This window comes from Halomonas sp. HP20-15 (assembly GCF_033446685.1).
In the GTDB taxonomy this organism is placed as follows: Bacteria; Pseudomonadota; Gammaproteobacteria; order Pseudomonadales; family Halomonadaceae; genus Modicisalibacter.
The window spans coordinates 56,680-79,880 of the sequence record NZ_JAWQLY010000006.1 but is presented as its reverse complement, the minus strand read 5'-3'; the positions used below and the strand labels follow the sequence as shown (position 1 = coordinate 79,880).

The 23,201-nt window shown below is 64.3% G+C and carries 26 protein-coding genes; 11 read left to right on the top strand and 15 right to left on the bottom strand.

Annotated elements, in window-relative coordinates; all coding sequences use genetic code 11:
* Window positions 1-90 precede the first annotated feature (90 nt).
* From R6258_RS09710 to tmpT, 4 genes are all read left to right on the top strand, one after another.
* Entirely contained in the window at window positions 91-831 is a 741-nt protein-coding gene (locus tag R6258_RS09710) for an SDR family oxidoreductase (RefSeq protein WP_318449617.1), read from the top strand.
* 54 nt (window positions 832-885) lie between these two features.
* Window positions 886-1,104 (top strand): 4-oxalocrotonate tautomerase family protein, encoded by a 219-nt coding sequence (locus R6258_RS09705; protein ID WP_318449615.1) that lies wholly within the window; start codon window positions 886-888, stop codon window positions 1,102-1,104.
* 252 nt (window positions 1,105-1,356) lie between these two features.
* Complete coding sequence (locus R6258_RS09700; protein WP_318449613.1) at window positions 1,357-1,743, top strand: ester cyclase; 387 nt, start codon at window positions 1,357-1,359, stop codon at window positions 1,741-1,743.
* A 73-nt stretch (window positions 1,744-1,816) separates the two neighbouring features.
* Window positions 1,817-2,476, top strand: coding sequence for a thiopurine S-methyltransferase (tmpT, locus tag R6258_RS09695; RefSeq protein WP_318449611.1), 660 nt, complete (start codon window positions 1,817-1,819; stop codon window positions 2,474-2,476).
* Between the two features lie 92 nt (window positions 2,477-2,568).
* On the opposite strand, the gene R6258_RS09690 is transcribed toward tmpT, so the two are convergent.
* Window positions 2,569-3,159 carry an NAD(P)H-dependent oxidoreductase gene (locus tag R6258_RS09690; protein WP_318449609.1) on the bottom strand — a complete coding sequence of 197 codons (591 nt, stop codon included), beginning with the start codon at window positions 3,157-3,159 and terminating at the stop codon, window positions 2,569-2,571.
* A 152-nt stretch (window positions 3,160-3,311) separates the two neighbouring features.
* Between R6258_RS09690 and R6258_RS09685 the strand changes: the two genes are divergently transcribed.
* Window positions 3,312-3,728, top strand: a complete 417-nt coding sequence (locus R6258_RS09685) for a VOC family protein (RefSeq protein ID WP_318449607.1) — start codon at window positions 3,312-3,314, stop codon at window positions 3,726-3,728.
* A gap of 134 nt (window positions 3,729-3,862) precedes the next feature.
* The gene (locus R6258_RS09680; protein WP_318449605.1) at window positions 3,863-5,140 is read left to right on the top strand and encodes a dicarboxylate/amino acid:cation symporter; all 1,278 of its coding nucleotides are present in this window, start codon (window positions 3,863-3,865) and stop codon (window positions 5,138-5,140) included.
* Window positions 5,141-5,147: 7 nt separating this feature from the next.
* On the opposite strand, the gene R6258_RS09675 is transcribed toward R6258_RS09680, so the two are convergent.
* Window positions 5,148-6,080: a sigma-70 family RNA polymerase sigma factor gene (locus tag R6258_RS09675; RefSeq protein ID WP_318449603.1), complete on the bottom strand. Its 933-nt coding sequence runs from the start codon at window positions 6,078-6,080 to the stop codon at window positions 5,148-5,150.
* Complete coding sequence (locus R6258_RS09670; RefSeq protein WP_318449601.1) at window positions 6,077-6,547, bottom strand: carboxymuconolactone decarboxylase family protein; 471 nt, start codon at window positions 6,545-6,547, stop codon at window positions 6,077-6,079. The genes R6258_RS09675 and R6258_RS09670 overlap by 4 nt, the downstream gene beginning before the upstream one ends.
* A gap of 266 nt (window positions 6,548-6,813) precedes the next feature.
* On the opposite strand from R6258_RS09670, the gene yghX reads away from it, so the two are divergent.
* Window positions 6,814-7,698 carry a YghX family hydrolase gene (gene yghX / locus R6258_RS09665; RefSeq protein WP_318449598.1) on the top strand — a complete coding sequence of 295 codons (885 nt, stop codon included), beginning with the start codon at window positions 6,814-6,816 and terminating at the stop codon, window positions 7,696-7,698.
* 18 nt (window positions 7,699-7,716) lie between these two features.
* Here yghX and R6258_RS09660 read toward each other — a convergent pair whose 3' ends face one another.
* From R6258_RS09660 to R6258_RS09635, 6 genes are all read right to left on the bottom strand, one after another.
* Window positions 7,717-8,487 (bottom strand): HAD-IIA family hydrolase, encoded by a 771-nt coding sequence (locus tag R6258_RS09660; protein ID WP_318449596.1) that lies wholly within the window; start codon window positions 8,485-8,487, stop codon window positions 7,717-7,719.
* Between the two features lie 188 nt (window positions 8,488-8,675).
* Window positions 8,676-9,692, bottom strand: coding sequence for a proline racemase family protein (locus R6258_RS09655; protein ID WP_318449593.1), 1,017 nt, complete (start codon window positions 9,690-9,692; stop codon window positions 8,676-8,678).
* A 68-nt stretch (window positions 9,693-9,760) separates the two neighbouring features.
* The gene (locus R6258_RS09650) at window positions 9,761-11,041 is read right to left on the bottom strand and encodes a TRAP transporter large permease (protein ID WP_318449591.1); all 1,281 of its coding nucleotides are present in this window, start codon (window positions 11,039-11,041) and stop codon (window positions 9,761-9,763) included.
* A complete protein-coding gene (locus R6258_RS09645; protein ID WP_318449589.1) occupies window positions 11,038-11,535 on the bottom strand; it encodes a TRAP transporter small permease in 498 nt (165 codons plus the stop codon). Before R6258_RS09645 ends, R6258_RS09650 begins: the two co-directional genes overlap by 4 nt.
* Before the next feature lie 60 nt (window positions 11,536-11,595).
* Window positions 11,596-12,582, bottom strand: coding sequence for a TRAP transporter substrate-binding protein (locus tag R6258_RS09640; protein ID WP_318449587.1), 987 nt, complete (start codon window positions 12,580-12,582; stop codon window positions 11,596-11,598).
* 154 nt (window positions 12,583-12,736) lie between these two features.
* Window positions 12,737-13,735 carry a GlxA family transcriptional regulator gene (locus R6258_RS09635; protein ID WP_318449586.1) on the bottom strand — a complete coding sequence of 333 codons (999 nt, stop codon included), beginning with the start codon at window positions 13,733-13,735 and terminating at the stop codon, window positions 12,737-12,739.
* Between the two features lie 204 nt (window positions 13,736-13,939).
* On the opposite strand from R6258_RS09635, the gene R6258_RS09630 reads away from it, so the two are divergent.
* Window positions 13,940-14,560 (top strand): NUDIX hydrolase, encoded by a 621-nt coding sequence (locus R6258_RS09630; RefSeq protein ID WP_318449583.1) that lies wholly within the window; start codon window positions 13,940-13,942, stop codon window positions 14,558-14,560.
* 119 nt (window positions 14,561-14,679) lie between these two features.
* Window positions 14,680-15,555, top strand: coding sequence for a glutathione-dependent disulfide-bond oxidoreductase (gene yghU / locus R6258_RS09625; RefSeq protein WP_318449580.1), 876 nt, complete (start codon window positions 14,680-14,682; stop codon window positions 15,553-15,555).
* A 178-nt stretch (window positions 15,556-15,733) separates the two neighbouring features.
* Here the strand turns inward: yghU and R6258_RS09620 are convergent, their stop codons facing one another.
* On the bottom strand, window positions 15,734-16,120 hold the full coding sequence (locus tag R6258_RS09620; RefSeq protein WP_318449578.1) for a septal ring lytic transglycosylase RlpA family protein: 387 nt from the start codon (window positions 16,118-16,120) through the stop codon (window positions 15,734-15,736).
* 288 nt (window positions 16,121-16,408) lie between these two features.
* Between R6258_RS09620 and R6258_RS09615 the strand changes: the two genes are divergently transcribed.
* Window positions 16,409-17,188 carry an RsiV family protein gene (locus R6258_RS09615; RefSeq protein ID WP_318449576.1) on the top strand — a complete coding sequence of 260 codons (780 nt, stop codon included), beginning with the start codon at window positions 16,409-16,411 and terminating at the stop codon, window positions 17,186-17,188.
* A gap of 57 nt (window positions 17,189-17,245) precedes the next feature.
* Here R6258_RS09615 and R6258_RS09610 read toward each other — a convergent pair whose 3' ends face one another.
* The 3 genes from R6258_RS09610 to R6258_RS09600 all read right to left on the bottom strand — a co-directional run bounded on the left by R6258_RS09610 (window position 17,246) and on the right by R6258_RS09600 (window position 19,317).
* Complete coding sequence (locus R6258_RS09610) at window positions 17,246-17,506, bottom strand: hypothetical protein (RefSeq protein ID WP_318449574.1); 261 nt, start codon at window positions 17,504-17,506, stop codon at window positions 17,246-17,248.
* Between the two features lie 300 nt (window positions 17,507-17,806).
* On the bottom strand, window positions 17,807-18,817 hold the full coding sequence (yejK, locus tag R6258_RS09605) for a nucleoid-associated protein YejK (protein WP_318449572.1): 1,011 nt from the start codon (window positions 18,815-18,817) through the stop codon (window positions 17,807-17,809).
* Window positions 18,818-18,999: 182 nt separating this feature from the next.
* Window positions 19,000-19,317: a hypothetical protein gene (locus tag R6258_RS09600; protein WP_318449570.1), complete on the bottom strand. Its 318-nt coding sequence runs from the start codon at window positions 19,315-19,317 to the stop codon at window positions 19,000-19,002.
* A gap of 211 nt (window positions 19,318-19,528) precedes the next feature.
* Between R6258_RS09600 and R6258_RS09595 the strand changes: the two genes are divergently transcribed.
* On the top strand, window positions 19,529-20,848 hold the full coding sequence (locus R6258_RS09595) for a sorbosone dehydrogenase family protein (protein ID WP_318449568.1): 1,320 nt from the start codon (window positions 19,529-19,531) through the stop codon (window positions 20,846-20,848).
* Window positions 20,849-20,865: 17 nt separating this feature from the next.
* On the opposite strand, the gene R6258_RS09590 is transcribed toward R6258_RS09595, so the two are convergent.
* Both R6258_RS09590 and R6258_RS09585 read right to left on the bottom strand, forming a co-directional pair.
* On the bottom strand, window positions 20,866-21,468 hold the full coding sequence (locus R6258_RS09590) for a methyltransferase (RefSeq protein WP_318449567.1): 603 nt from the start codon (window positions 21,466-21,468) through the stop codon (window positions 20,866-20,868).
* A gap of 616 nt (window positions 21,469-22,084) precedes the next feature.
* Window positions 22,085-23,131, bottom strand: coding sequence for an aldo/keto reductase (locus tag R6258_RS09585; RefSeq protein WP_318449565.1), 1,047 nt, complete (start codon window positions 23,129-23,131; stop codon window positions 22,085-22,087).
* Window positions 23,132-23,201 lie beyond the last annotated feature (70 nt).

Below are 23,201 nucleotides of genomic sequence, written 5' to 3'. Positions count from 1 at the left end.
CTCGGCTGAATAGTGTTCGCAGATTAGCTGATTTATCTGCCTGATTGGAACGCCAATACTGAGCGCGTCCACTTGCAGAGGTATCGACTCATGACGAACACGACACACAAGGTCGCCCTGGTGACCGGCGCTTCCCGCGGGATCGGCCGCGACATCGCTTTCAAGCTGGCCGCCGACGGCTTCGCGGTGGTGGTCAACTACGCCGGCAATACCGCGCTCGCCGAACAGGTGGTCGCCGATATCGAAGCCCAGGGCGGCCGCGGGCTGGCGGTGCAGGCCGACATCGCCGATTCGGACGCCGTCACCCGGCTGTTCGAACAGACATTGGCGACGTTCGGCCGGCTCGACGCGGTGATCAACAATGCCGGGATCATGCAGATGGCCCGGATCACCACCGACAATGTCGGGATCCTCGACAAGACGCTGGCGACCAACCTGCGCGGCAGCTGGCTGGTGATGGCCAAGGCCGCCGAAACCGTGAGCGAAGACGGTCGTATCATCGCGTTCTCCTCGTCGGTGCTGGGCAAGTCATTCCCCGGTTACGGCGCCTATATCGCCAGCAAGGCCGGGGTCGAGGGGCTGGTCAAGGTGCTAGCCAACGAGCTGCGCGGCCGCAAAATCACGGTCAATGCCGTGGCGCCGGGCCCGGTAGCCACCGAGCTGTTCTTCGAGGGCAAGAGCGAGGAGCAGGTCCAGGCGATCGCCAATCTGGCGCCGTTCGAACGCCTGGGACAGCCCCACGAGATCGCCGACGTCGTCGCGTTTCTGGCCGGACCGCAGGGCGGCTGGATCAATGGCCAGGTCCTGCGCGTCAACGGCGGCATGGTGTAAGCGCGCCCGCCATTCAGCCGCTTCGCCCGAGCATTTCGTTCCAAGGAGATAGCCATGCCATTCGCCAACTACAAGTTTCCCGAGGGCATCCTCGATCATGCCCGCAAGGAGGAGATCATCCATCGCACCACCGCACTGTTCGTCGAGTATTTCGGTGAAGAGGTGCGCCCCTACACCATGGTGCTGGTGGAGGAGGTCGCCGATGGCGGCTGGGGACGCGCCGATGAAACGCTGACGCTGGAAAAGATGGGATTGCCGCCCGGCCGGGCGTGACCCGACCGCGAGTGAGTCCACGCCGCCGGTCGCGACCGGCGGCGTTTTCCTGGGCTCGCACGACCTCGCTGCATCTCCAGCCGCTCGAGATCGGTGCGCCGCAACACCCGACGGATCTCGGCATGATCGTCTATGACCCGGTCACGGCAGCGGATGCCGAAAGGATTCGCTCCCTCATGCGGGAGCGCGAACGCCAGGCGCGCTAGAATCTCGAATATCACGATCTCCGCTTCCTCGACCACGGGTGATGGCATGACCGAACAAGAGCTTCCCGGCCTCTACCGAGGCTATATCGCGTGTCTCAACGAACAGGATTGGCCGAATCTAGGTGCATTCGTCGATGACGACGTGCGCCACAATGGCCGGCGAATCGGGCTCTCGGGTTACCGCGAGATGCTGGAGACGGACTTTTCGGAGATCCCCGACCTGCGTTTCGAGATCCAGTTGCTGATCGCTGACGCGCAAGGCGTCGCGAGCCGGCTGGGCTTTCACTGTACGCCCAAGGGGCGCTTCCTCGGCCTGCCGGTGAACGGCAAGAAAGTGCGCTTCAGCGAGAATGTCTTCTACGCCTTCAAGAACGGCAAGATCACAGAGGTCTGGTCGATAATCGACAAACTGGCGATCGAGGCCCAGCTTTGAGAGTGGGCGAACATCCCAGCGCTACGCCCAGGTTGGGCTATCTCGAACTCCCATAGGCAAATGAGGGGGCGCAGTGGAACACGCTTTCTGGCAGTCCCGGTGGCAGAACGATCAATTGGGCTTTCATCTGCCCTTCGTGCATCCGGTTCTCAAGCGCAACCTGCCCGGCTTCGGCCTGGCCGCGGATGCGCGAGTCTTCCTGCCGCTGTGCGGCAAGACACTGGATATCGGCTGGCTGCTGGGGCAGGGCTACCGGGTCGTCGGCGCCGAACTGAGCGAGATTGCCGTGGCGCAGCTATTCGCGGAGCTCGGCGCCGACCCGCAACCGAGCGAGTGGGCCGGCGGCCGGTGCTGGCGTCACGGCGGGCTGACGGTGTTTCAGGGCGATATTTTCGCCCTGACGGCGGCGGAGCTCGGCTCGGTGGATCTGGTTTACGACCGGGCGGCGCTGGTGGCGCTGCCGCCGGCGATGCGGCCCCGCTATACCGAACATGTCCTGGCGCTGAGCGCTGGCGCGCCGCAGCTATTGATCACCTTCGAGTACGATCCGGCCGAGAAAGACGGCCCGCCGTTTCCGGTGCCGCAGGGGGAACTGAGGCGCCATTACGGTCAGCGCTATGCAATCACCGAGCTGTCGCGCAAGGACGTGCTCCAGGATTCACTCAACTTCCGCGAGGCCGGTGTGACGCGGTTCGTCGAAGTGGCCTGGCGATTGGATGAGCGCCGCTCCTAGCCATCCCTCGTCTTAGCCACCTGCCGACAGCCGCCCGCGTTGCGATCGGTCGCTATGCACGACGGCGCTGATTTCCAACCGCTGGCGATGTCTCAAAACGGCGGCTCTTCATGCTCCCGCTGGCGCTTGGCGGCTTGCGTCCACCAGGCGAGGTCGTCGGCGAAGCGCGCGAAGGATCTTTCCAGCGACTTGCCGGCATCGCCGGTGGGGTTGCCGTCGGCGTCCAGGGTCTGAGCGATCGGGCCGACGGTGACCTGGCTGGAGATGACCACCATGCCCATCTCGGCGAGCGTGCCGTGCCATAGCAGGCCGGCGCGCGCCCCCCCGAGGCGCCCGGCGGAATAGCTGAAGATGCCGGCCGGGCGCCAGAACCATTCCTCGAGGAAGTGATCGGTCAGGTTCTTGAGACCGGGCTGCATGCCCCAGTTGTATTCGCCGGTGACGAAGACGAAGCCGTCCGCCTGGCGAATCTTGCCCGCCAGGGTTTCCATTGTCGCCGGCGCTTCGCCCGGCGGATACTCCTTGTACATGCGGTCGAGCATCGGCAAGTCGAGCTTTCTGGCGTCGATCAGCTCGGCATCGCAACCGCGGGCCTGCAGGGTGCGCACGGCGTAGTCGGCCAGGCGAATGCCGGCGCGATCGGAGCGGTAAGAACCGTAGAACACGAGGATGCGATCGGGCATGAAGGGCTCCTTGCGCGGCGAGCGGGTGGTCCGGCGATTGGGCAAAAGCATCAGCATATAGTAGCTCCAAAATCCGCCGATGAGCGCCTATTCCCGCAGGACCGTGCAGCCACTTTTCTTACTATTCAGGGGGTGACGATATGGAACAGCGCATGAGTCTGGTTACGTTGGGTGTGGCGGATCTGACGCGGGCACGAGGTTTCTACGAGCGCGGGCTGGGCTGGCGGGTCGGGCAGGCGGTGGAAGACGAAGTGGTCTTCTTTCAACTCAACGGGATGATCCTGTCACTCTATCACCGCGAAGCGATGGCCAGGGATGCCGGCATCAGCGACTCGGGAGCCGAGTTCGGCGGCATCACCCTGGCCTACAACGCCCGCAGCCCGCAAGATGTGGACGCGGTGCTGGCCGAGTCGGAGCGCGCAGGCGCTACCTTGATCAAGCCTGGCCAGGCGACGAGTTGGGGCGGCTACTCCGGCTATTTCGCCGATCCCGACGGCCACCTTTGGGAAGTGGCCCACAACCCCTACTTTCCCATCGATGCCGAGGGCGGGATAACGTTGGGTGCCTGACCCGCGCACCGTTCATGCAGTAGCATCTGTCGCCATACACACTTCAACCGCTATGACGGCGGCTATTTCGAACCCGCTGCGAACCCGGCCCCCGCCGGCGGGTTCGTAGCGTTTTGCATAGGCGGAGGCCTGAAATGACATCCTTTGTGACGCCCCTGTGGCGCGGCTATCGCGACAGCTCGCTGATCCTGCGGGTGACCGTTGCCCTGGTACTCGGGGTGGTGGTCGGCCTGATCGGCGGGCCGGGGGTCGCCGAGCTGCTGTCGCCGCTCGGCGATCTGCTGATGCGGCTGTTGAAGTTCATCATCCTGCCCATCGTGCTGTTCACCCTGATGGTGGGCGTCAACCAGGGCCAGGCCGGCAGCCTCGGGCGGCTCGGCCGCAAGGTGTTCCTCTATTACCTGGCGACATCGGCGCTGGCCATCGTCGTGGGACTGCTGGTCGCCACGCTCCTGTCGCCGGGAGAGGGCATGACGCTGGATAGCGAGGCCTCGGTGTCGGTGCCCGACAATCCCGGCATCCTCAAGGTGGTGCTGGGTATCGTGCCGGACAACATCGTCGCCGCCTTCGCCGGGCAGGATCTGCTGGGCATCCTCTTCACCGCGCTGGTGTTCGGCCTCGCCCTGGCGCGGCTGCGCCGGTCCGCGTCGCAGGGCGAACTGGGCGAGCGCCTCTATGGCGTGCTCGCGGCGCTCAATGCGGTGACCCTCAAGGTGATGGGCGGCATCCTGCACTACGTGCCGATCGGGGTGTTCGCCATCGTCGCCGGTACCGTGGCCAATCAGGGCGTCGATACCCTGTTGTCACTCGGCGATATGGTCGTGGTGCTCTACGTGGCCCTGGGGGTGCAGCTGCTGGTGTATGTCGGCTTGATGCGGGCCTTCGGCGTGCCGCTGGCGGCTTTCTTTCGTGAGGCGCGCACGCCCATGGCCACCGCCTTCGCCACCCAGAGCAGCTCGGGCACGCTGCCGCTGACACTCGATGCCGCGCAACGCCTGGGACTGCCGCGCAACCTCTACGGCTTCAGTCTGCCGCTGGGCGCGACGCTGAACATGGATGGCGCGGCGATCCGCATCGCCATCTCGGCGGTGTTCGCCGCCAACGTGGCGGGCATGCCGCTGGACTGGACGAGCATGCTGCAGATCGTCGCTGTGGGCACCCTGATCTCGGTGGGTACCGCCGGCGTGCCCGGCGCGGGTATCGTGATGATCGCCACGGTGTTTTCTCAGGTCGGATTGCCGATCGAGGCGGTGGCGCTGCTGACCGCCATCGATGCGCTGGTCGGCATGGGCTGCACGGCGCTCAACGTCACCGGCGATCTGGTCGGCACGGCGATCATCGGCCGTAGCGAGGGCGAGCGGATCGATACGACGGCCGCACAGGCGTCGTCGGCATCGAGTACCGGTGACTGAGGCGGGGTCAGTGGATGACCTGACGAGCGACCGACTCAGGCAGCAGCGCCAGTAGATGCCGGAGCTTGTCGGGATTGCGGACCATGAAGATTGCCTGGATACGTCCGGCCTCGAGCTGGAAGGCCGTGGTCTGCAAGGTGCCGTCGTGTTCGACCGAAATCAGGCCGGGCAGGCCGTCGATTCTGACCTGGCGGGTCCACAGCGGCTCGACGGTCGCTCCCTTGCGGGCCAGGCCGGCATAGAAGCGGCCGATCTTGTCGGCGCCCCGGATCGTGCGCAGCGCCGCCCGGCGGCGCCCACCGCCGTCGGAATGAAACGTTGCGGTAGCGGCCAGCAGACTTTGCAAGCCGGTGGCGTCGCCACTGCGGGCCGCGACGAAGAAGGCCTCGGTCAGGCGCGTGCCCTCCTGGTGATCGACGGTGAAGCGGGGTTTGGCGGCAACGACCCGGTTCCGCGCCCGGCTGGCCAACTGTCTGCAGGACGCTTCAGTGCGACCCAGGGTCGTGGCGACTTCGTCGAATGCCATGTCGAAGACATCGTGGAGAATGAAGGCGGCGCGCTCCAGCGGCGACAGGCGCTCGAGGGCCATCATCAACGCGGTCGAGACCTCCTGCTCGGTCAGTGCGGCCGGCTGTGCGTTCACCGACCACTCCTCGACCAGCGGTTCGGGCAACCAGACGCCGACATAGCGTTCCCGCTGGGTGCGGGACTGCCTGAGTCGGTCGAGGCAAAGACGGGTCACCACTCGGCACAGAAAGGCGCGGGGATTGTCGATGTCGGCCCGTTCCAGGCCGTGCCAGCGCAGGTAGCCGTCCTGGACCGCATCCTCGGCCTCGGCGATCGAGCCGAGCATGCGGTAGGCAAGCCGGGTCAGGTGCGCGCGGTGACTCTCGAAATCGTTTGAAAGCCCCGGCGCCCCGGGCTCTGGCGCATCGATCACGAAGCAACCGCTCGCGTGGGCGTAGCCGCCACGGGGTGAACGCTGCGAAAACCGACGGCGAGCCGGTTCCAGACATTGATGACACCGATCAATAGCGTGAGATCGACCATTTCTTCCTCGCTGAAGTGACGGCGGACGTACTCATAGACGTCGTCAGGCGCATGGGTTTCGGCCACTAGCGTCAACGTCTCGGTCCAGGCCAGCGCGGCACGCTCGCGGTCGCTGTAGAGCGGCGACTCCCGCCATGCCGAAAGCAGGTAGAGGCGCTCCTCGCTCTCCTCGGCGGCGCGTGCGTCGCGGCTGTGCATGTGCAGACAGAATGCACAGCCGTTGATCTGCGATGCGCGAATCTTGATCAGTTCGCAGAGCCTGGGCTCCAGGCCGGCCTTTTTGACGGCGTTCTCGAAGGCCAGCATGGCCTTCATGGCCTCGGGGGCGGCGCTAAAGGCGTTCATTCTCGGTTTCATCGTTTGGCTCCGTGTCTATATACATGGGGATTACATAGACAAGACGAACCTGAGGAGCCGGTTGTGACATGCGTCATGAAATATTTTGTCGCGTGCGATCGTTTACAGCCGGGGGCCGGCAGGTAAGCGCGCCTTCAGCGAGCATAGCGCTTGCAGCGCAAGGGAGGCGAGACGACTGGCGAGCCGCTGGGCGAAGGCGAGACAGCTGTGCCAAATTGATGTCAGGGCCTGGCGCGCATCGCCCGGGCGCGATCGGAGATGAGCCGATGAGCCGTCTTACCGCGAAGGACTTTCCTCCCAAACTGCTCGAACTCTACGACTACTACGTCCATGGGCGGATCAGCCGGCGTGACTTTCTCGACCGCGCCGGCCAATTCGTGGGTAGCGTGGCCGCGGTGTCCATGCTGGCTGCGTTGAGTCCCAATTATGCACTGGCCGAGCAGGTGGCGTTCACCGACCCCGATATCCTGCCGGAATACATCGTCTACCCGTCGCCGAACGGCCATGGCGAGGTGCGCGGCTATCTGGTTCGTCCGACGCGGGTGGAAGGACCGGTGCCCGGGGTGGTGGTGGTGCACGAGAATCGCGGGCTCAATCCCTACATCGAGGACGTCGCACGGCGTGTCGCCAAGGCGGGATTCGTCGCTTTGGCGCCCGATGGCCTGAGCCCCGTCGGCGGCTACCCGGGCAACGACGACGAGGGCCGTGCGCTGCAGCAGCAGGTCGATCCCGAGAAGCTGATGAACGATTTCTTCGCCGCGGTCGAGTTCCTGATGGCGTACGAGGCGACCACCGGCAAGGTCGGCATCACCGGGTTCTGCTATGGCGGCGGCGTCGCCAATGCCGCCGCGGTGGCCTACCCCGAACTCGGCGCGGCGGTGCCGTTCTATGGCCGCCAGCCCGCCGCCGAGGACGTGGCGCGCATCCAGGCGCCGCTACTCATCCACTACGCCGAGCTGGATACCCGGATCAACGAAGGCTGGCCCGCCTACGAGGCCGCCCTGAAGGCGCACGACAAGGTCTACGAGGCGTATATCTACGCAGGGGCCAACCACGGCTTCCACAACGACTCGACGCCGCGCTACGACGAACGGGCGGCCGAGCTCGCCTGGTCGCGGACGATCGACTGGTTTCGCCGCTATCTCGCCTGAAGAGCGTGGCGTCTTGAACTAGGCCAGCAGGTCCGCCACCGAGTCGAGGATTTCCCGCGGACGGAAGGGGTAGTTCTGGATATCCGCCTTTGTGGAAATGCCGCTCAGCACCAGCACCGTGTGCAGGCCGGCCTCGATGCCGGCGATCACGTCGGTATCCATGCGGTCGCCGATCATCCCGGTGCGCTCCGAATGCGTGCCCAGCTTGTTCATCGCCGAGCGGAACATCATCGGATTGGGCTTGCCGACGTAGTAGGGCTCGCGCTTGGTGGCGGCGGTGATCAGCGCCGCCACCGAGCCGGTGGCGGGCAGCGGCCCTTCGGGGCTGGGCCCGGTGACGTCGGGATTGGTGGCGATGAAGCGCGCGCCATCGTTGATTAGCCGGATCGCCCGGGTGATCGCCTCGAAGGAATAAGTGCGGGTCTCGCCGAGCACCACGAAGTCGGGGGCGACATCGGTCATCACGAAGCCGGCCTCGTGAATCGCCGTGGTCAGCCCCGCTTCGCCGATCACGAACGCCGAGCCGCCGGGGGCCTGGTCACGCAGGAAGGCAGCGGTGGCCAGCGCCGAGGTCCACAGGCGGTCCTCGGGCACATCGAGGCCGACGCGCGCCAGGCGGGCGCTCAGATCGCGCGGCGTGTAGATGGAATTGTTGGTGAGCACCAGAAACGGCGTGCCCGCCGTGCGCCACTGCTCGATCAGCTCGGCCGCGCCGGGCAGGGCGTGGTCCTCGCGGATCAGTACGCCATCCATGTCGGTGAGCCAGCAATCGATCGTGCGTTCCGTCATCGCCTGTGTCCCTGTCATCCAGTGAATAGGCTTCAGAATACGGATATGCAGGCCGATCTGCAGCCATCGTGATAGCTCATTTGTCGGAAGGAGCCGATGCTGACTGGCGGGGAGCAGGACGCGACGTACCTGCAGGCATCGACACCACCCCCGATTGCCGGAGGTGGTGGCCTCGGTGCAGGAGCGGGTCAGCGAATCACGAACCCGCGTCCCACCGGATCCCGCTCGTCGATCAGCCACTTGGCGTAACCGACCAGCTCGGCGGTGCCTTGCACGCTGGGACGAATCGCCCGGTAGCCGCCGATTTCCGTTTCGCCAAGGATCTCGCCGGTAAAGCGACCGCTACCGAGCAGGCCTTCGGAATAGATGGGCCGACCGACCTCCAGTTCGTCGCGGGCATGGAACATGGCCATCATCGCGCTGGTGCCGGTGCCGCCGGGGGAGCGGTCGAGCTTGCCGCCGGAGAACACGTGCACGTTGCGGTAGAGCGAGTCGGGCTGAGAACCTTCGTGCCAGAAGGTGACGAAGTTAAGGCCGTGGATGTGCGGGCGGGTCGGGTGACTAATCTCCATGCGCTTGTTGAGCGCTGCCTTCACGGCTTCGCCGGCATGGGAGAAGAAGCTGCCGTTCTCGGCGCAGATGGGCTGCTTGTCCGAAGGCACGCGGATGATCGCGAAGAAGTTGCCGCCGAATACCAGGTCGGCCTTGAGCGTGCCGAGGCCGGGCACCTCGACCGGAATATCCTGCTCCATGACGAACGCGGGCACGTTCTCGAAGCGGGTCCAGTGCACCTTGTCGGAATCGGCTTTGACTTCCGAAACCACGGTGCCGGCGGTGGTCTCGAAGCGGATGCGGCTGATGCCGTCCTCCCGTGGTGGTGGGGCCAGCCGGTGGGCGACCATGGCCATGGAAAGGGCGATGGTGCCGTGGCCGCACATGTCGACGAACTGCTCGCCGTCGATCCACAGCATGCCGGCATCGTGCTCGGCGTCGGAAGGGGGCGTGAGAAACACCCCGAACATGTGCTGATGGCCGCGCGGCTCGCGCATCAGGCTCGTGCGCACGTGGTCGTGGTGTTGCTGCAGATAGCGGCGCTTGTCCAGTATGTCGCCCCCGAAAGGGTAGGGGATGCCGCCATGGATGATGCAGGTGGGCTCGCCTTCGGTGTGGGTGTAGATGACATCGAGGAACTGTTGGTTGTTCATGAAGCGTTTCCTGTGTGGGCTACTGCGGTTGTGAGCGAGTTTTCATACGTGCTTCGAATGGCTGGCCGCTAAAGACCGAACAAGCGGGGCACACTCATGACCAGGCCCTCGGGCCAGACGATGACGGCGAGCAGCACGAACAGCATCACGGCGATGAAGGGCAGATTGGCGTAGGTGATGCGGATCACGTCCACCTTGGCGATCACGCTGGTTATGAACAGCGCCGCACCCACCGGGGGCGTCTGCTGGCCGATGCCCCAGCACAGGATCACCACCATGGCGAACTGCAGCGGTTCGATGCCCAGCAGTTGCACGCTGGGCAGGAACAGCGGCACGACGATGAACATCATGGCGATGCCGTCGAGGAAGGTGCCGGCGATGATCAGCACCAGGCTGAGCATCAACAGGAAGCCGATCGGTCCCAGATCGAGCGCGGCAACAGGCCCCAGGACGAGTTCGCCAAGCCCTTGGTAGGTGAAGGTATAGCCAAGGGTATGCGCAGCGGCGGTGACGAACATGACCGCGCCGGTCAGCACGGCGCTCTCCACCAGCGCCCGGTAGATGGCACGCAGCGACAACGACCGGTACAGCAGTGAGCCGGCGAGGATGCCGTAGGCCACGGCGATGGCCGAGGCCTCGGTGGGCGTGAAGATGCCTCCCAGGATGCCGCCGAGAATGATGAACGGCATCATCAGGGCCGGCAGGGCGCGGATGAAGGTCTTGCCGAGCGCCGCGAGCGAAAAGGCCGATTCCACCGGATACTGGCGTTTCACCGATATCCACCAGGCCATCAGCATCAAGCCGACAGCGGTGAGGATACCCGCGATCAACCCGGCGGCGAACAACGCCCCCGTCGACAGGCCCATGTAGGCGCTCAGCAGCACCATGGGCACGCTGGGCGGGATGATGATGCCGATGGTCGACGACGAGGCGGTGACGGCCGCAGTGAAAGGCGCCGAATAGCCGCGCTTGACCATCTGCGGGATCATCACCCCGCCGACGGCGGCGGTATCCGACATCGAGGTGCCGCTCATGCCGGCGAAGAACATCGAAGTCAGGATGTTGACCGCGGCCAGTCCGCCGCGAATGGCGCCGACCATGGCGCGGGCCAGATCGATCAAGCGTGCCGAGATGCCGCTGTGGTTCATGATCTGGCCGGCCAGGATGAACAGCGGTACCGCCAGCAGCGGGAAGGATTCGGTACCGCGATACATGCGCTGAACCAGCATCAGCATGTCGATGCCCGAGTAGGCCAGTACGCAGATCGACACGAGTGTAAGGGCGAAGGCGATGGGCATCGCCAGGCCGATCAGCATCAGCAGGGCCAGCAGGATGAACAGCAGGATCATGGCGAGGACTCCTCCAGCGCGGCCTGGTGAACGGCGTCATAGGGAGGCACCTTGGCCCTGACGGCGGCGATGCATTGACGAATGAGCTCGAGCAGCATGCCGGCCCCGGCTATCGGCACGGCGCAGTAGAACAGCCACTGGGGAGCGCCCAGCATCAGCGTGCTACGGTTCGCGAAGGTCAGTGTCTGCTCGATTCCCCAGATCAGCATGACCATGCACACCACGCCGATCAGCGCCTGGTTGACGAAGAACAACCACCATTGACCGCGGCTTGGCAGGAGGGCGGCGATTACATCGATGCGCAGATGAGCGCCCTGGCGCAGGGCAAGGTAGCCGCAGAAGAAGGTGACGTAGACCAGCAGGCCCACCAGCACTTCGGCGCTCCACGACAGCGAGGCATTCAGTACGTAGCGTGCGACCACGGCGGCCAGGGCCAACAGGGTGATGGCAGACAACAGAAGTGCCGCGACCGCTTCGAAAAGACGATCAAGCATTGTGAGGCTCCCGATGGGATGGCGGGCCGGGCGGGCCCGCCAGAAGAGGGACGGCGTCGATCAGGGATGGCTGGCGATGCGCTCGACCAACTCGCGGGCATCGTCCGACATGTCTTCGGTGAATGAGTCCCAGAGCGGCTTGGAGGCTTCGATGAACGCGTCGGTGTCGACCTCGTTGACCTGCATGCCGTTTTTCTCGACCAGCTCGATGACACGCTGGTCGGCACTTTCGCCGAAGGCGACGGTCGCGTCGAAAGCCTTGGCTCCGCCTTCCAGCAGCGCCTTCCGCGCCGATTCGGGAAGATCCTGGAAGCGTTCCTCGTTCATCAGCAGAAAGCCGACGGTGTAGACATGCCCCGAGAGCGAGAGATAGTCCTGGACCTCGTAGAAGCGACTGGCTTCGACCTCGACCAGGGGATTTTCCTGGCCGTCGAAGACACCGGTTTGCAGGGCGGAGTAAAGCTCCGGGTAGGGCAGGGGCGAAGCGTTGGCACCATAGGCGTTGAACATCTCGACGCGCTGGCGGCTCCCCGGGGTGCGGATGCGCAAGCCGCTCAGGTCATCGGGCGTTTCGATGGCATGACTGTTGTTGGTGATATGACGAAAGCCGCCCTCGTAGAAGCCGATGACGCGGTAGCCCTGCTCGTTGAGGCGGCTCTTGAGCGTGTCGCCGAGCTCTCCATTCAGCACGTTCGCGACATGTTCGCGGTCGCGAAACAGGTAGGGCAGCGACAGCAAGCCCATGTCCTCGTCGATCGTGGTGATCGGGGTTTCGATGGTGGCGATATCCAGCGTCCGGGTATCCAGGGACTCGATATTGCTGATCTGATCGCCTAGAGAGCCGGAGTGGAACAGGTCGATCTCCACGTTGCCCCCGGTGGCTTCGGCCACATGTTCCGAGAGTGCGGTGAGCCCCGACATCTGGATCCCTTGCTGGCTACCGATAGTGGCGGCCTTGAGGCTGAGTTCGGCGGCTGCGGCGGGGACGACGAAGCCGATACCCAGGGTTACCGCAGTGAATAATCGCATGGGCAGGAGGTGCTTCATGGTGACGCTCCAGGATTGTTGTTGAGGGAGTAGGGTCACAAACGTGATCGGTCACGTGGCCCTAGCGTAAGGCGGTCCCGGCACGCGATATAGAACGTTCAAGACGCGAAGTTGAATATTCAGGACGCTAGGCGCTCGAAAAGCACCCGCTGGCTCAGGAGAGGACGACCGACTCGTCGCGGGGCAGGCTGATCCGGCGAGCTTGTCTGGGGCTATGGCCGTAATGCGTCGAGAAATCACGCGCAAGGTGGGCGGCGTCGGAAAAGCCGCAATCGGCGGCGATCTCGGCGATCGAACTGTCGGTGTGGTGCAGCAGCCATTCGGCATAGCGCAGCCGCATGGTCTTGAAGTAGCGCATGGGCGTGGTACCCATCTCACGCTGAAACAGGCGATCCAGCTGGCGTGGGCTCAAGTTGATGCGCTCGGCCAGTTCTTGGCTGTCCATTCGCGTATTGAGCGATTGTTCCATGGTCAGCACGGCGACTCGCACGCGTTCGTCGCGAATCTCGCTGATGGCCTCGAAGAAGTGAGTTTGTGGGGAGTTGGAGGTACGCATGCCGTTCAGCATCATGTGACGAATGGCCTGCTGAGCCTTGTCGGGCCCGCATTCCCGCCGGATCAGGTGCAGCGCCATGTCGGTGGCGCCCGACGAACCGGCACAGGTGATGACGCGGGCCGATTGCAGGAACAGCCTGTCGGGGGTGGCGTCGATTTGCGGGAATTGCTGACGGAAATCGTTGATCACGTTCCAGTGTACGCAGACACGCTGTCCACCGAGCAGTCCCGCCCGGGCGATGGCGAAGGTGCCGGTGCATACGCCGACCAGTTTGACGCCCTGCCTGGACGCGTCCCGGAGATAATGGCTGAGGGCCTTGTCCTCATGCGGGTCGAGATAGTTATTGCCGCCGCATATCGCAATGTGGGTGAAGAGCGCCGGCTCACGGTACGGAGACTGCGGGTGCGCTTCGAGGCCACAGCTAGAAGTGACCGGCCCCGGCCCCATGATCTGCCAACTGCAGTGGATCTGGCGGCTGCGCCCTCCCGTGTCGGCGGCGAGTCGCAATGAGTCGATGAAACCGGCAAAGGCGTTCATGGTAAACAGCGGCAATAGGATGAAACCGACACGCAGCGGTGGATTTGGCGGATAGGACATGCGCATGGTTCTCGTCACGACACTCAAATAGCGTGGGTTTCTGGCCTTTTCGGTGGGCGCGACGGCTCCAGGCTTGAGAATGCGTTGCATGAACCGCAATCTTTAAGTGCCTCCCGACGTGTTCCAGCTCACGGCTGAAGCAGGCATAGGAGCGGCGCCGATCGAAGTTCATGGATATCACGTTTTCATTGCGGGATGCACGACATGTCACACGACTGGATCACCTTCGCTAAACAGCTACGCTCGATCGCTCAGACGGGCCAGACCTACACCACCAACAAGTATGAACTCGAGCGCTACCGGCAGCTCGAGACGCTGACCAACCGGATGTTTGCCGTGCTCGCCGAGGTGCCCGTCGAGCGGGTCGAGAACTTCATCATTCCCGATGCCGGTTACGCCACGCCCAAGGTGGACGTGCGCGGTGCGGTGTTCGAGCACGGCCGGGTGCTGCTGGTACGCGAGATCAAGGATGGCCGCTGGGCATTGCCGGGCGGCTGGGCGGACGTCAACGAGGGGCCGTCGTCCTGCGTGCTGCGCGAGATCGTCGAGGAGTCGGGGCATCGCGCCGACAACCCACGCCTCGCCATGCTCAAGGACCGTAGCCTGCATCCCTACACGCCGGTGTCGCCGGATCATATCTACAAGCTGTTCTACCTGTGCGATCACCGGGGCGGGGAGTTCGTCGCCAACAACGAGACCGACGCCGCCGACTTCTTCGCCCTCGACGATCTGCCGCCGCTGTCCGAGGGGCGCACGCTGGCCGCGGACATCCATGAGTGCTGGGCCTTCGCCCAGTCCGGCGCGGCGGGGGTCTACAGCGATTGAGTCGGTCGCTTATGGTCGAATGTTAATAATTACTAGGCTATCTTGGTGGGCAGGCCGGTCGCCGGCCTCGGGCAATCGCCTGGGTCGGCCTGCCGGGACGTCATCAGCAAGGAGTTTCCATGAATCAGGAAAACGCGTATACCCCGCCGAAGATCTGGACCTGGGAAAAGGAAAACGGCGGCAAGTTCGCCAGCGTCAACCGGCCGATCGCCGGGGCGACCCACGACAAGGAGCTGCCGGTCGGCAAGCACCCGTTCCAGCTCTATTCGCTGGCCACGCCCAACGGGGTCAAGGCCGGGGTGATGTTCGAGGAGTTGCTGGCGCTCGGCCATGAAGGCGCCGAGTACGATGCCTGGCCGATCCAGATCGGCGACGGCGATCAGTTCGGCAGCGGCTTCGTGGCCGTCAATCCCAATTCCAAGATCCCGGCGCTGATGGATCACAGCACGCCGGAGCCGACCCGGGTGTTCGAGTCCGGTTCGATTCTGCTGTATCTCGCCGAGAAGTTCGACGCCTTCCTGCCCAAGGCGCATGCCGCGCGCACCGAGACCCTCAACTGGCTGTTCTGGCAGATGGGCAGCGCGCCGTTCCTGGGCGGCGGCTTCGGCCACTTCTATGCCTATGCACCGGAGAAGCTCGAGTACCCCATCGACCGCTACGCCATGGAGGCCAAGCGCCAGCTCGACGTGCTCGACCGTCGGCTGGCCGAGAGTCGCTATCTGGCCGGTGACGAATACACCATCGCCGATATCGCCAACTGGGCATGGTACGGCCAGTTGGTGCTGGGGCGGCTCTACGATGCGGCGGAGTTCCTGCAGGTGCAGGAGTACACGAACGTGCTGCGCTGGGCCGAGGAGATCGACGCCCGCCCGGCGGTTCAGCGTGGACGCATGGTCAACCGCACCTTCGGCGAGCCGGAGACCCAGCTCCATGAGCGTCACGACGCCAGCGATTTCGAGCTGAAAACGCAGGACAAGCTCGAGGCGCAGGGCTGAACCCGGCGTAGTGACACGCGATCGGCGAAAACCACGACGCCCGGCACCATTTCTGGTGCCGGGCGCTGTGTTTCGTAGCCACGAAAGCTTTCATCGGCCACGAGCACTGGAGCGGCTGCAGGCCAGGGCCTGTGCGGCGCTCCGCTGGTCGCGCTAGGACTACCGAACTATCGCGGCGTCAGTTTATCTGGGTGATCAATACCGGCGCCGTACCGCGCTTGAGCATGCCGAGTTTCTTGGCGGCTCGCTTGGAGAGATCGATGATTCGGCCCTCGACGAAGGGGCCGCGGTCGTTGATCAGTACTTCGACGGTCTGGCCGGTATCGGCTCGCGAAACCAGGACCTTGGTGCCGAAGGGCAGGTCCGGGTGCGCCGCCGTCAGCGCCTGCTGGTCGAACGTATCGCCGCTGGCGGTACTGGCGCCCTGCAGGCTGTCGCTGTAGTAGGAGGCGATGCCTCGTTGGGTCTTGCCGGCGGCGTCGCTGGCCTGGGCGATTCCGACCGAGCCGGTCAGGATCAGGGCTGCCAGGCAGCAGCGGAGAAACGGGCGGGATTGGCTTCCCATGGTTTTGCCTCATTGTGCTCGGCTAGCGAGTCTTGCGTCCATCGATGCGATGAGGGGCCGGTTGGCGTTGGGATAGTAACCAGCTTTGCCGGTGCCGGCAACTTATTGCTAGATCGGCGACATTGGCGGCCTGAATGAGACGATCGTGCCATCATGGCTGCGCTGCCCTTGAATCGGTTATCACGCCATGCCTTTACGAGGATGCGTAGGCCGGCCCGTGACGGTGAAAGAACGGCGCGTGAGGGCGGGCCAGGGCAGAAAAATCGGTGAAAGAAGGGAGAGTGCTTCATGACCACGAGCTTGCGACACGCGGTCCTGCTGGGCGTGGGACTGGCCCTGTACGGATGCCAGGCCCCGGGTACCGCAGGTAATGGCGACAGGGGCATCGCTTACGAGCCGGTCGAGGCGAGCTTCACCGAGTCGGACTGTCTGCCGGCGCGCTGCGCCACGGTGACGATCAGCGCGTTACGCTTTCCCGCATCGCCGGCGTTGAGCGACCGGCTGCGTCGCCATCTGCTCACCATGGCGTTGGGCATCGACAATGGCGAGCAGCGTCCGGCCGAATCCTGGGAGGGTTTTGCCCAGGCCTTCATGGCTCAGGCCGAGGCCAGCCGCCGGCTGGTGCCCGAACTGAACGCCGCCAGCCAGGCGCGGCTCGAGGCGAGCGTCTACGCGCGGCACGACGACCTGCTGATCGTCGAACTCGATAGTTATGTCTATCAGACCGGCCAGGCCCACGGCCTGCCGTTGACCTCGTTCATGGTCATCGACGAACGCCTGGGGCGCGTCGTGAACGCCGAGGACATGCTCATGGACGGCCGCGAGGCGGCGTTTCGCGAGGCACTGAGTCGGGCCCACCGGCGCTGGCTGCAGCAAACGGGCGCCGACGAATCCTTCGCCGACGACTGGCCGTTGAGCGACACGCTGAACGTCGCCCCGCTCGAGGAAGCCTGGGTCATCCACTACAACGTCTACGAGATCGCGCCCTATGCCGCGGGGCAACCGGAGCTTCGCATCCCCGCCGACGAACTGACGGGCATCGTCGAGGCGCGCTATCTGGGAGACTAGCCGGGGAGGCTAGGCGCATTCGGGGATTGCCGGCGTCACGCCGAGCGGTGTCTCGCTTCAGGCGCCGTGGGGCGTTGCGTGTAGCCCGCGGGCGACGAGTTCGTCGGCCAGCGCTCGCGAGGCCAGGGCGAATTCGACCCGCGCCGCCGCCAGTGCGCTGTGATCCTTCGAGGCGACGTCGCGCTCCAGCCGGTCGAGATTGGCCTTGGCGCGTGCCAGCCGGCCGGCGAGGGCCGTTTCGGCGGCGGAAGCGCCGTTCGCGGCGTCGCCGAGCGCCGAGGGCGACATGGCGGTGTCGTTGGGCAGTTCAATCGACATAGGGGCTCTATCCAGAGTGGCTCTATCCAGAATGGCGCTATCCATCTCTTGTTCTTCTCCGCCTTCGCGCCGACTTTGCGAAAGCCGGTCCGGTCTGTCTATCGCCCGTTTGGGCCGAGGTGCAACCGAGCAAGGGCACGGGCGTTGGCGCTTGCTCAGTCAATAGTATTAACGACTCCATGAGCAGGATCTTGAATTCGCACCGCCAATGCAAAGGCGCCATGTGGCCGTGGACGATGATCCAAGGAAACCGACGACCCGAAGCCAGGCTTTTGGGCTGCATGACGGCGAGGGTGGAATTCATTCGCGGCGCTGCTTGATCTGGTCCCGCAACTGGCCGGGCACCTTCTTGATGATCAGCCGGTCCTGCTGGGCGTCGTATTCGATGCTGTCGCCCAGCAGGTGGGAGTCGAAGCTGATCGAGACGCCGCTGGCGCGGCCGGTGAAGCGCCGGAACTGCTGCAGGGTGCGCTTGTCCGGCGGGATCTCCGGCGACAGACCGTAGTCCTGATTGCGGATGTAGTCGTAGAAGGCCTTGGGCTGCTGCTCGTCGACCAGCTCCGAGAGCTGGTCTAGGGTGATCGGCTCGCCGCTGCGGGCCTGGCCGTTGGCGTAGTCGATCAGCGCGTCGGTCTTCTCGCGGCTCTGCGCCTCGGGCAGGTCCTCGCTCTCGACGTAATCGCTGAAGGCCTTGAGCAGGGTGCGCGTCTCGCTGCTGGCGTCCACGCCCTCTTCGCAGCCCAGCCAGTCGCGAAAACCCTCGGCGAGCTTCTTGCCGCCGCGATCCTTGTTGTACGACACGTACTGGCGCGAGGTGCCGGCCTGCATCTGGGTGAGATCGACCCGCGCCGCCAGGGTCAACTGACCGAGGTTGAGCTGGCGCACCGGGACGACGCCGAGCGAGGCGTCGATAGCGTAGCCCTCGCGATGGTGCAGCAGGGCCAGGGTCAAATGTTCGGCGTCGCCCTGGCGGGTATGGGCGAACAGCAGATGGCCGCCCACGGGTAGGTGATCGTCGACCAGCGTCTTGAGGCTCTCCGCCGCCTGTCGGGTAAAGGCGACGAACGTCTGTTCGTCCGCCGTGTCGCCTTCCAGGTGGCGGGCGAGCGCGGCACCGAGCGTGTGCGCCGTGGCGGCATCGGCGAAATACCCCCAGGCCTTGGTCTTGGCATGGTAGCTGTCTTTCAGACTCGCCAGCATCTCGTCCAGTGCCGGCGACGCGGACAGGGCTTCATCGGCAGCCGCGAGCGTAGCGGGCTGATCGCTCGAGGACTTGTCGATACGGTGAACGATGCTGTTGATAATCGGCATGGCAATCGCTTGGGCTGGACATGAATCGGCGATGGTAACGCGGCGAAGGCGCGATCAGTAGCCGATCGTGGTGGCGCCCCGCTGGCGGGCCGTCAGAAAAACACCCCATCCGGCCAGGGCCGAGTGGGGTGCGATGCCTGCGCTACGTGCGCTCAAGACCGATATGCCGCTGGCGCGGCGATCTACCGCTGGCGCTGACAACCTTCCTCGAACAGGTCCGCCTTGGCATGACGCATGACGTCTTCGCAGGCGGCCTGATGTGCGAGTTGGGTGAGCAACCCCTGGGCGACTTCGAAGCCCTTGCCCAGGCAGCTGTCGATATCCTGTCGGCTCACCTGCGGGGAGATGGTGCAATCGATCTTGAGCGTTCTACCGCCACCGTCCAGCTTGTCGGCAAGCGCGCGAATGAACCAGGCGACGCGCTCTTTTAGGTTGGCCGATTCTTCCGCGCCTTCGTTTACGTTAAACGTGCACTGCCATTCAGGTCTGTATACCTTCATGAGAACCTCCGGTGCTGGCTTGGTAAGAATGATTGCTCGTGGTGTCCGCTCCGCATGAAAAATAATGGTGCACTCCGATCATACCGGGTTTCAGCGCAGAGGCCAGGTCTCACGTTGCCTCGGCCATGTCGGGCTGGCGAGCATGGCGTACCGGCTAGTTTGCCGCATGGCCGGGGTTTCGGTTCGATGAATAGCGTACGAGGATGCCGCTATGTACTGGTTTAGACTGCTCGCTGGCGGATGCCTGGCGTTGACGTTGGTCGCCTGTGGCGATGTCGCCCAATTGCCGGTCTCGGCCGGCACGGGGCCTGACCCGGCGCTGCCGGCACCCGACGAATCGCTGATCCCCACGGTCAATATCGCCCCGGCCAAGGGCTGGCCGCGGGGTGTCACGCCGCGGGCTGCGGCGGGGACCGAGGTGACGGCGTTCGCCGAGGGGCTGGATCATCCACGCTGGATCTACGTGCTGCCCAATGGCGACGTGCTGGTCGCCGAAACCGATAGTCCACCCAAGGAGTCCGGTGGCCTCGTCGCCTGGATCACCCAGTGGGTGATGAAGCAGGCGGGCTCGGGCGGCAAGAGCGCCAATCGCATCACGCTGTTGCGCGATAGCGACGACGACGGCGTGGCGGATTCGCGTTCGACCTTCCTCGAGGGCCTGAATTCGCCCTTCGGCATGGCGCTGGTAGGCGATCACTTCTACGTCGCCAATACCGATGCCGTGCTGCGCTTTCCCTATAGCCCGGGGCAGACCCGTATCGATGCACCGGGCGAGACGCTCGTCGAACTGCCCGCGGGACCGATCAACTACCATTGGACCAAGAGCCTGATCGCCGGCCCGGACGGCCGCCACCTGTACGTCGGCGTGGGCTCGAACAGCAACGTCGGCGAGAAGGGCATGCACAACGAGCAAGGCCGTGCGGCGGTCTGGCAGATCGATACGGCTACCGGCGAACATCGCCTCTTCGCCACGGGCCTGCGCAATCCGGTGGGTATGGCCTGGCAGGCGCGCAGCGGCGAGTTGTGGGTGGCGGTCAACGAGCGCGACGAATTGGGTAGCGACCTGGTGCCGGATTACATGACCGCGCTCCAGGAGGGCGGCTTCTATGGCTGGCCCTATAGCTATTACGGCCAGCACGTCGATGAGCGCGTCGAACCGCAGCGACCCGAGCTGGTCGAGCGGGCCATCGTTCCCGATTACGCGCTGGGTCCGCATACGGCGTCGCTGGGGCTTGCTTCGGCGGCCGGCAATCGTCTACCCGGCCGCTTCGCCGAGGGCATGTTCGTCGGCCAGCACGGCTCGTGGAATCGCAAGCCGCGTAGCGGCTACAAGGTGATTTTCGTGCCGTTCGCCCACGGCCAGCCGGCCGGCGAGCCGCTGGACGTGCTGAGCGGTTTCGTCAGCGCCGAGGGCGAGGCGTTGGGCCGTCCGGTCGGCGTGGCCGTCGACGACCGGGGCGGGCTGCTGGTTGCCGACGACGTGGGTAACACGCTGTGGCGGGTCAGTGCGGCCTCGTCCGCCGCCCAATAGTCCTGTGCGCTCGCGCGCTACGGGTTGCAGCGATAGAAGTGCGCGGGCAGGAAGTTCATTGGCTCGAATTCCCGCGTCACCTTGGTGAAGGTCTTGCGCAGCGAGGGCAGGAGGTTGGGCGAGAACTGGTAGAGCAGGAAGGTGCCATCCGGCGAGATGACCTGGCGCGTCGCATCGAGGATGCTTTGCCGTGCATCGTGGGGCAGCGTGCTGAAGGGAATGCCGGCGATCACGTAATCGACCGCCCCGAGCCCTCGCTCGCTCAGCACCTGCTGGATGTCGGCCGCGGAGCCATGCACGACCTGCATTCGTGGATCCGAGTAGGCGCTGTTGATGTAGTCGACGAAATCCTTGTTGGTCTCGAGCACCAGCAACACCGCATCGGGATGCATCTGCCGCAGGATCTCCTTGGTGAAGGTGCCGATGCCCGGGCCGTATTCGACCAGCACCCGGGTACGTTCCCAGTCGACGTGGCTCAGCATGCGCCGGACCAGAAAGGGTGAGCTGGGGATGATCGAGCCCAGCATCTTGGGGTGCTTGAAGAAATTCCGGGCAAACAGGGCGAATTGGCGGCGCCGGGATTGTTGGGGGTTGCTCGCTGTCTGCAGATGCTCGTCCATGGCTTATTCTTCTCACTCAGTGGTAACTAGGCTCTCATCACTACCTCACGGTATAGCACCGCTTCGGTGAGTAAAAGAATAGCAAGGCTGCAGCATGCCAGGAGTGTTATGCGGGCGCGTTGGGAACGCGCTGAGACAGGCGCCAAAAAAGGCAGGCGCAAAAAAATGGGCCGCAGGGCGGCCCAAGGTACGCAGGGAACTGAAGGGTCATGCTGGCTGGTCGCCGAGACTCATGGCGGCCAGCGGTAAGAGGAGGCGTCCTTGCCGGGGTCCATCCCTGTCTCATCACTCCCTGACGAGAACAAGGACCTCCTGATACTGGAAAAGCGCCGTTGAAGGGCGGCCTTTTCAGTCTTGTCTTGACAGTGCGAAATGGGTGCCAATAAATCGTATCGTTCTTTAAATACAAATACTTATATTTTTTAGAACTCAGCAGACCCGAGAGCCGGAGAAATTAATGGCGCAAAAGTCCGGCCAAGTGTATCCAATAACAGACGCATATGAGGTTATTTTTTTAAAATATATGAAATTCAATCACTTGAAGTGTTGCTACTTGGAGACAGGTGCGAAGACGCCATCGCCCAGCTCAGTTCGAGCCGGGCGGCGGTGGCGTCGTTCAGCGCTGGCCCGACTGCTCGATCTGCTGACGCCGGTACTCGCCCTGGCGTTCGAACATCCAGCCCGGATACTCGGCTGGCAGCGCGCTGACGCTATGCAGTTCGGCGAGTTCCTCATCGCTCAGCCCGACCTCGGACGCGGCAATATTGTCGTCGAGCTGGTCGATGCGCTTGGCGCCGACGATCACGCTGGTCACCGCGCGCTGATGGAGCAGCCAGGCCAGCGCGATCTGGGCGACGGAAACGCCCTTGGACTCGGCGATGCGCTGCATCACTTCGATGCAGTCGTAGGCCCGCTCGACGTCGACCGGCGGAAAATCGAAGGTGGTACGGCGGCTGCCGGCTTCGGCCTGCTTGTTGCGGCCATACTTGCCGCTCAGTAACCCGCCGGCGAGTGGGCTCCAGACCATCAGGCCGAGGTTCTCGCTTTGCAGCAGCGGCACGATTTCGCGTTCCAGGTCGCGCCCGGCCAGCGTGTAGTACGCCTGCAGCGATTCGAAGCGCGCCAGTCCATGACGTTCGGCGATGCCCAGCGCCTTCATGATCTGCCAGGCTGCCCAGTTCGAGACGCCGACGTAACGCACGTGGCCATGCTCGACCAGCGTATTGAGCGCCCGTACGGTTTCCTCGATCGGCGTGGCCGGATCGAAGCCATGGACCTGGTAGAGGTCGATGTGGTCGAGCTGTAGCCGCTTCAGGCTGGCCTTCACCCCTTCCATGATGTGATAGCGCGTCAGGCCGCGGGCATTCGGGCCGGGACCGGTCTCGCCGAACACCTTGGTGGCCACCACCACCTCATCGCGAGCGACGTTGAGGTTCTTCAGGGCCTGGCCGGTGATCACCTCCGACTGTCCCTGCGAGTAGACGTCGGCGGTGTCGATGAAATTGATGCCGGCGTCGAAGGCGCGTCCGACCAGCTTGTCGGCATCGGCCTGCTGCAGGTCGCCGATCTGGCTCCACAATTCACCTTCGCCGCCGAAGGTCATGGTGCCGAGGCAAAGCTCGGAGACGAACAGGCCGGTATTGCCGAATTGTCTGTAACGCATGCAGTGGCTCCTGTGCCATGAGCTGAGTGTCTGGTTGGATACCAGGCAGGGCAACACCTCTCAGTATGGC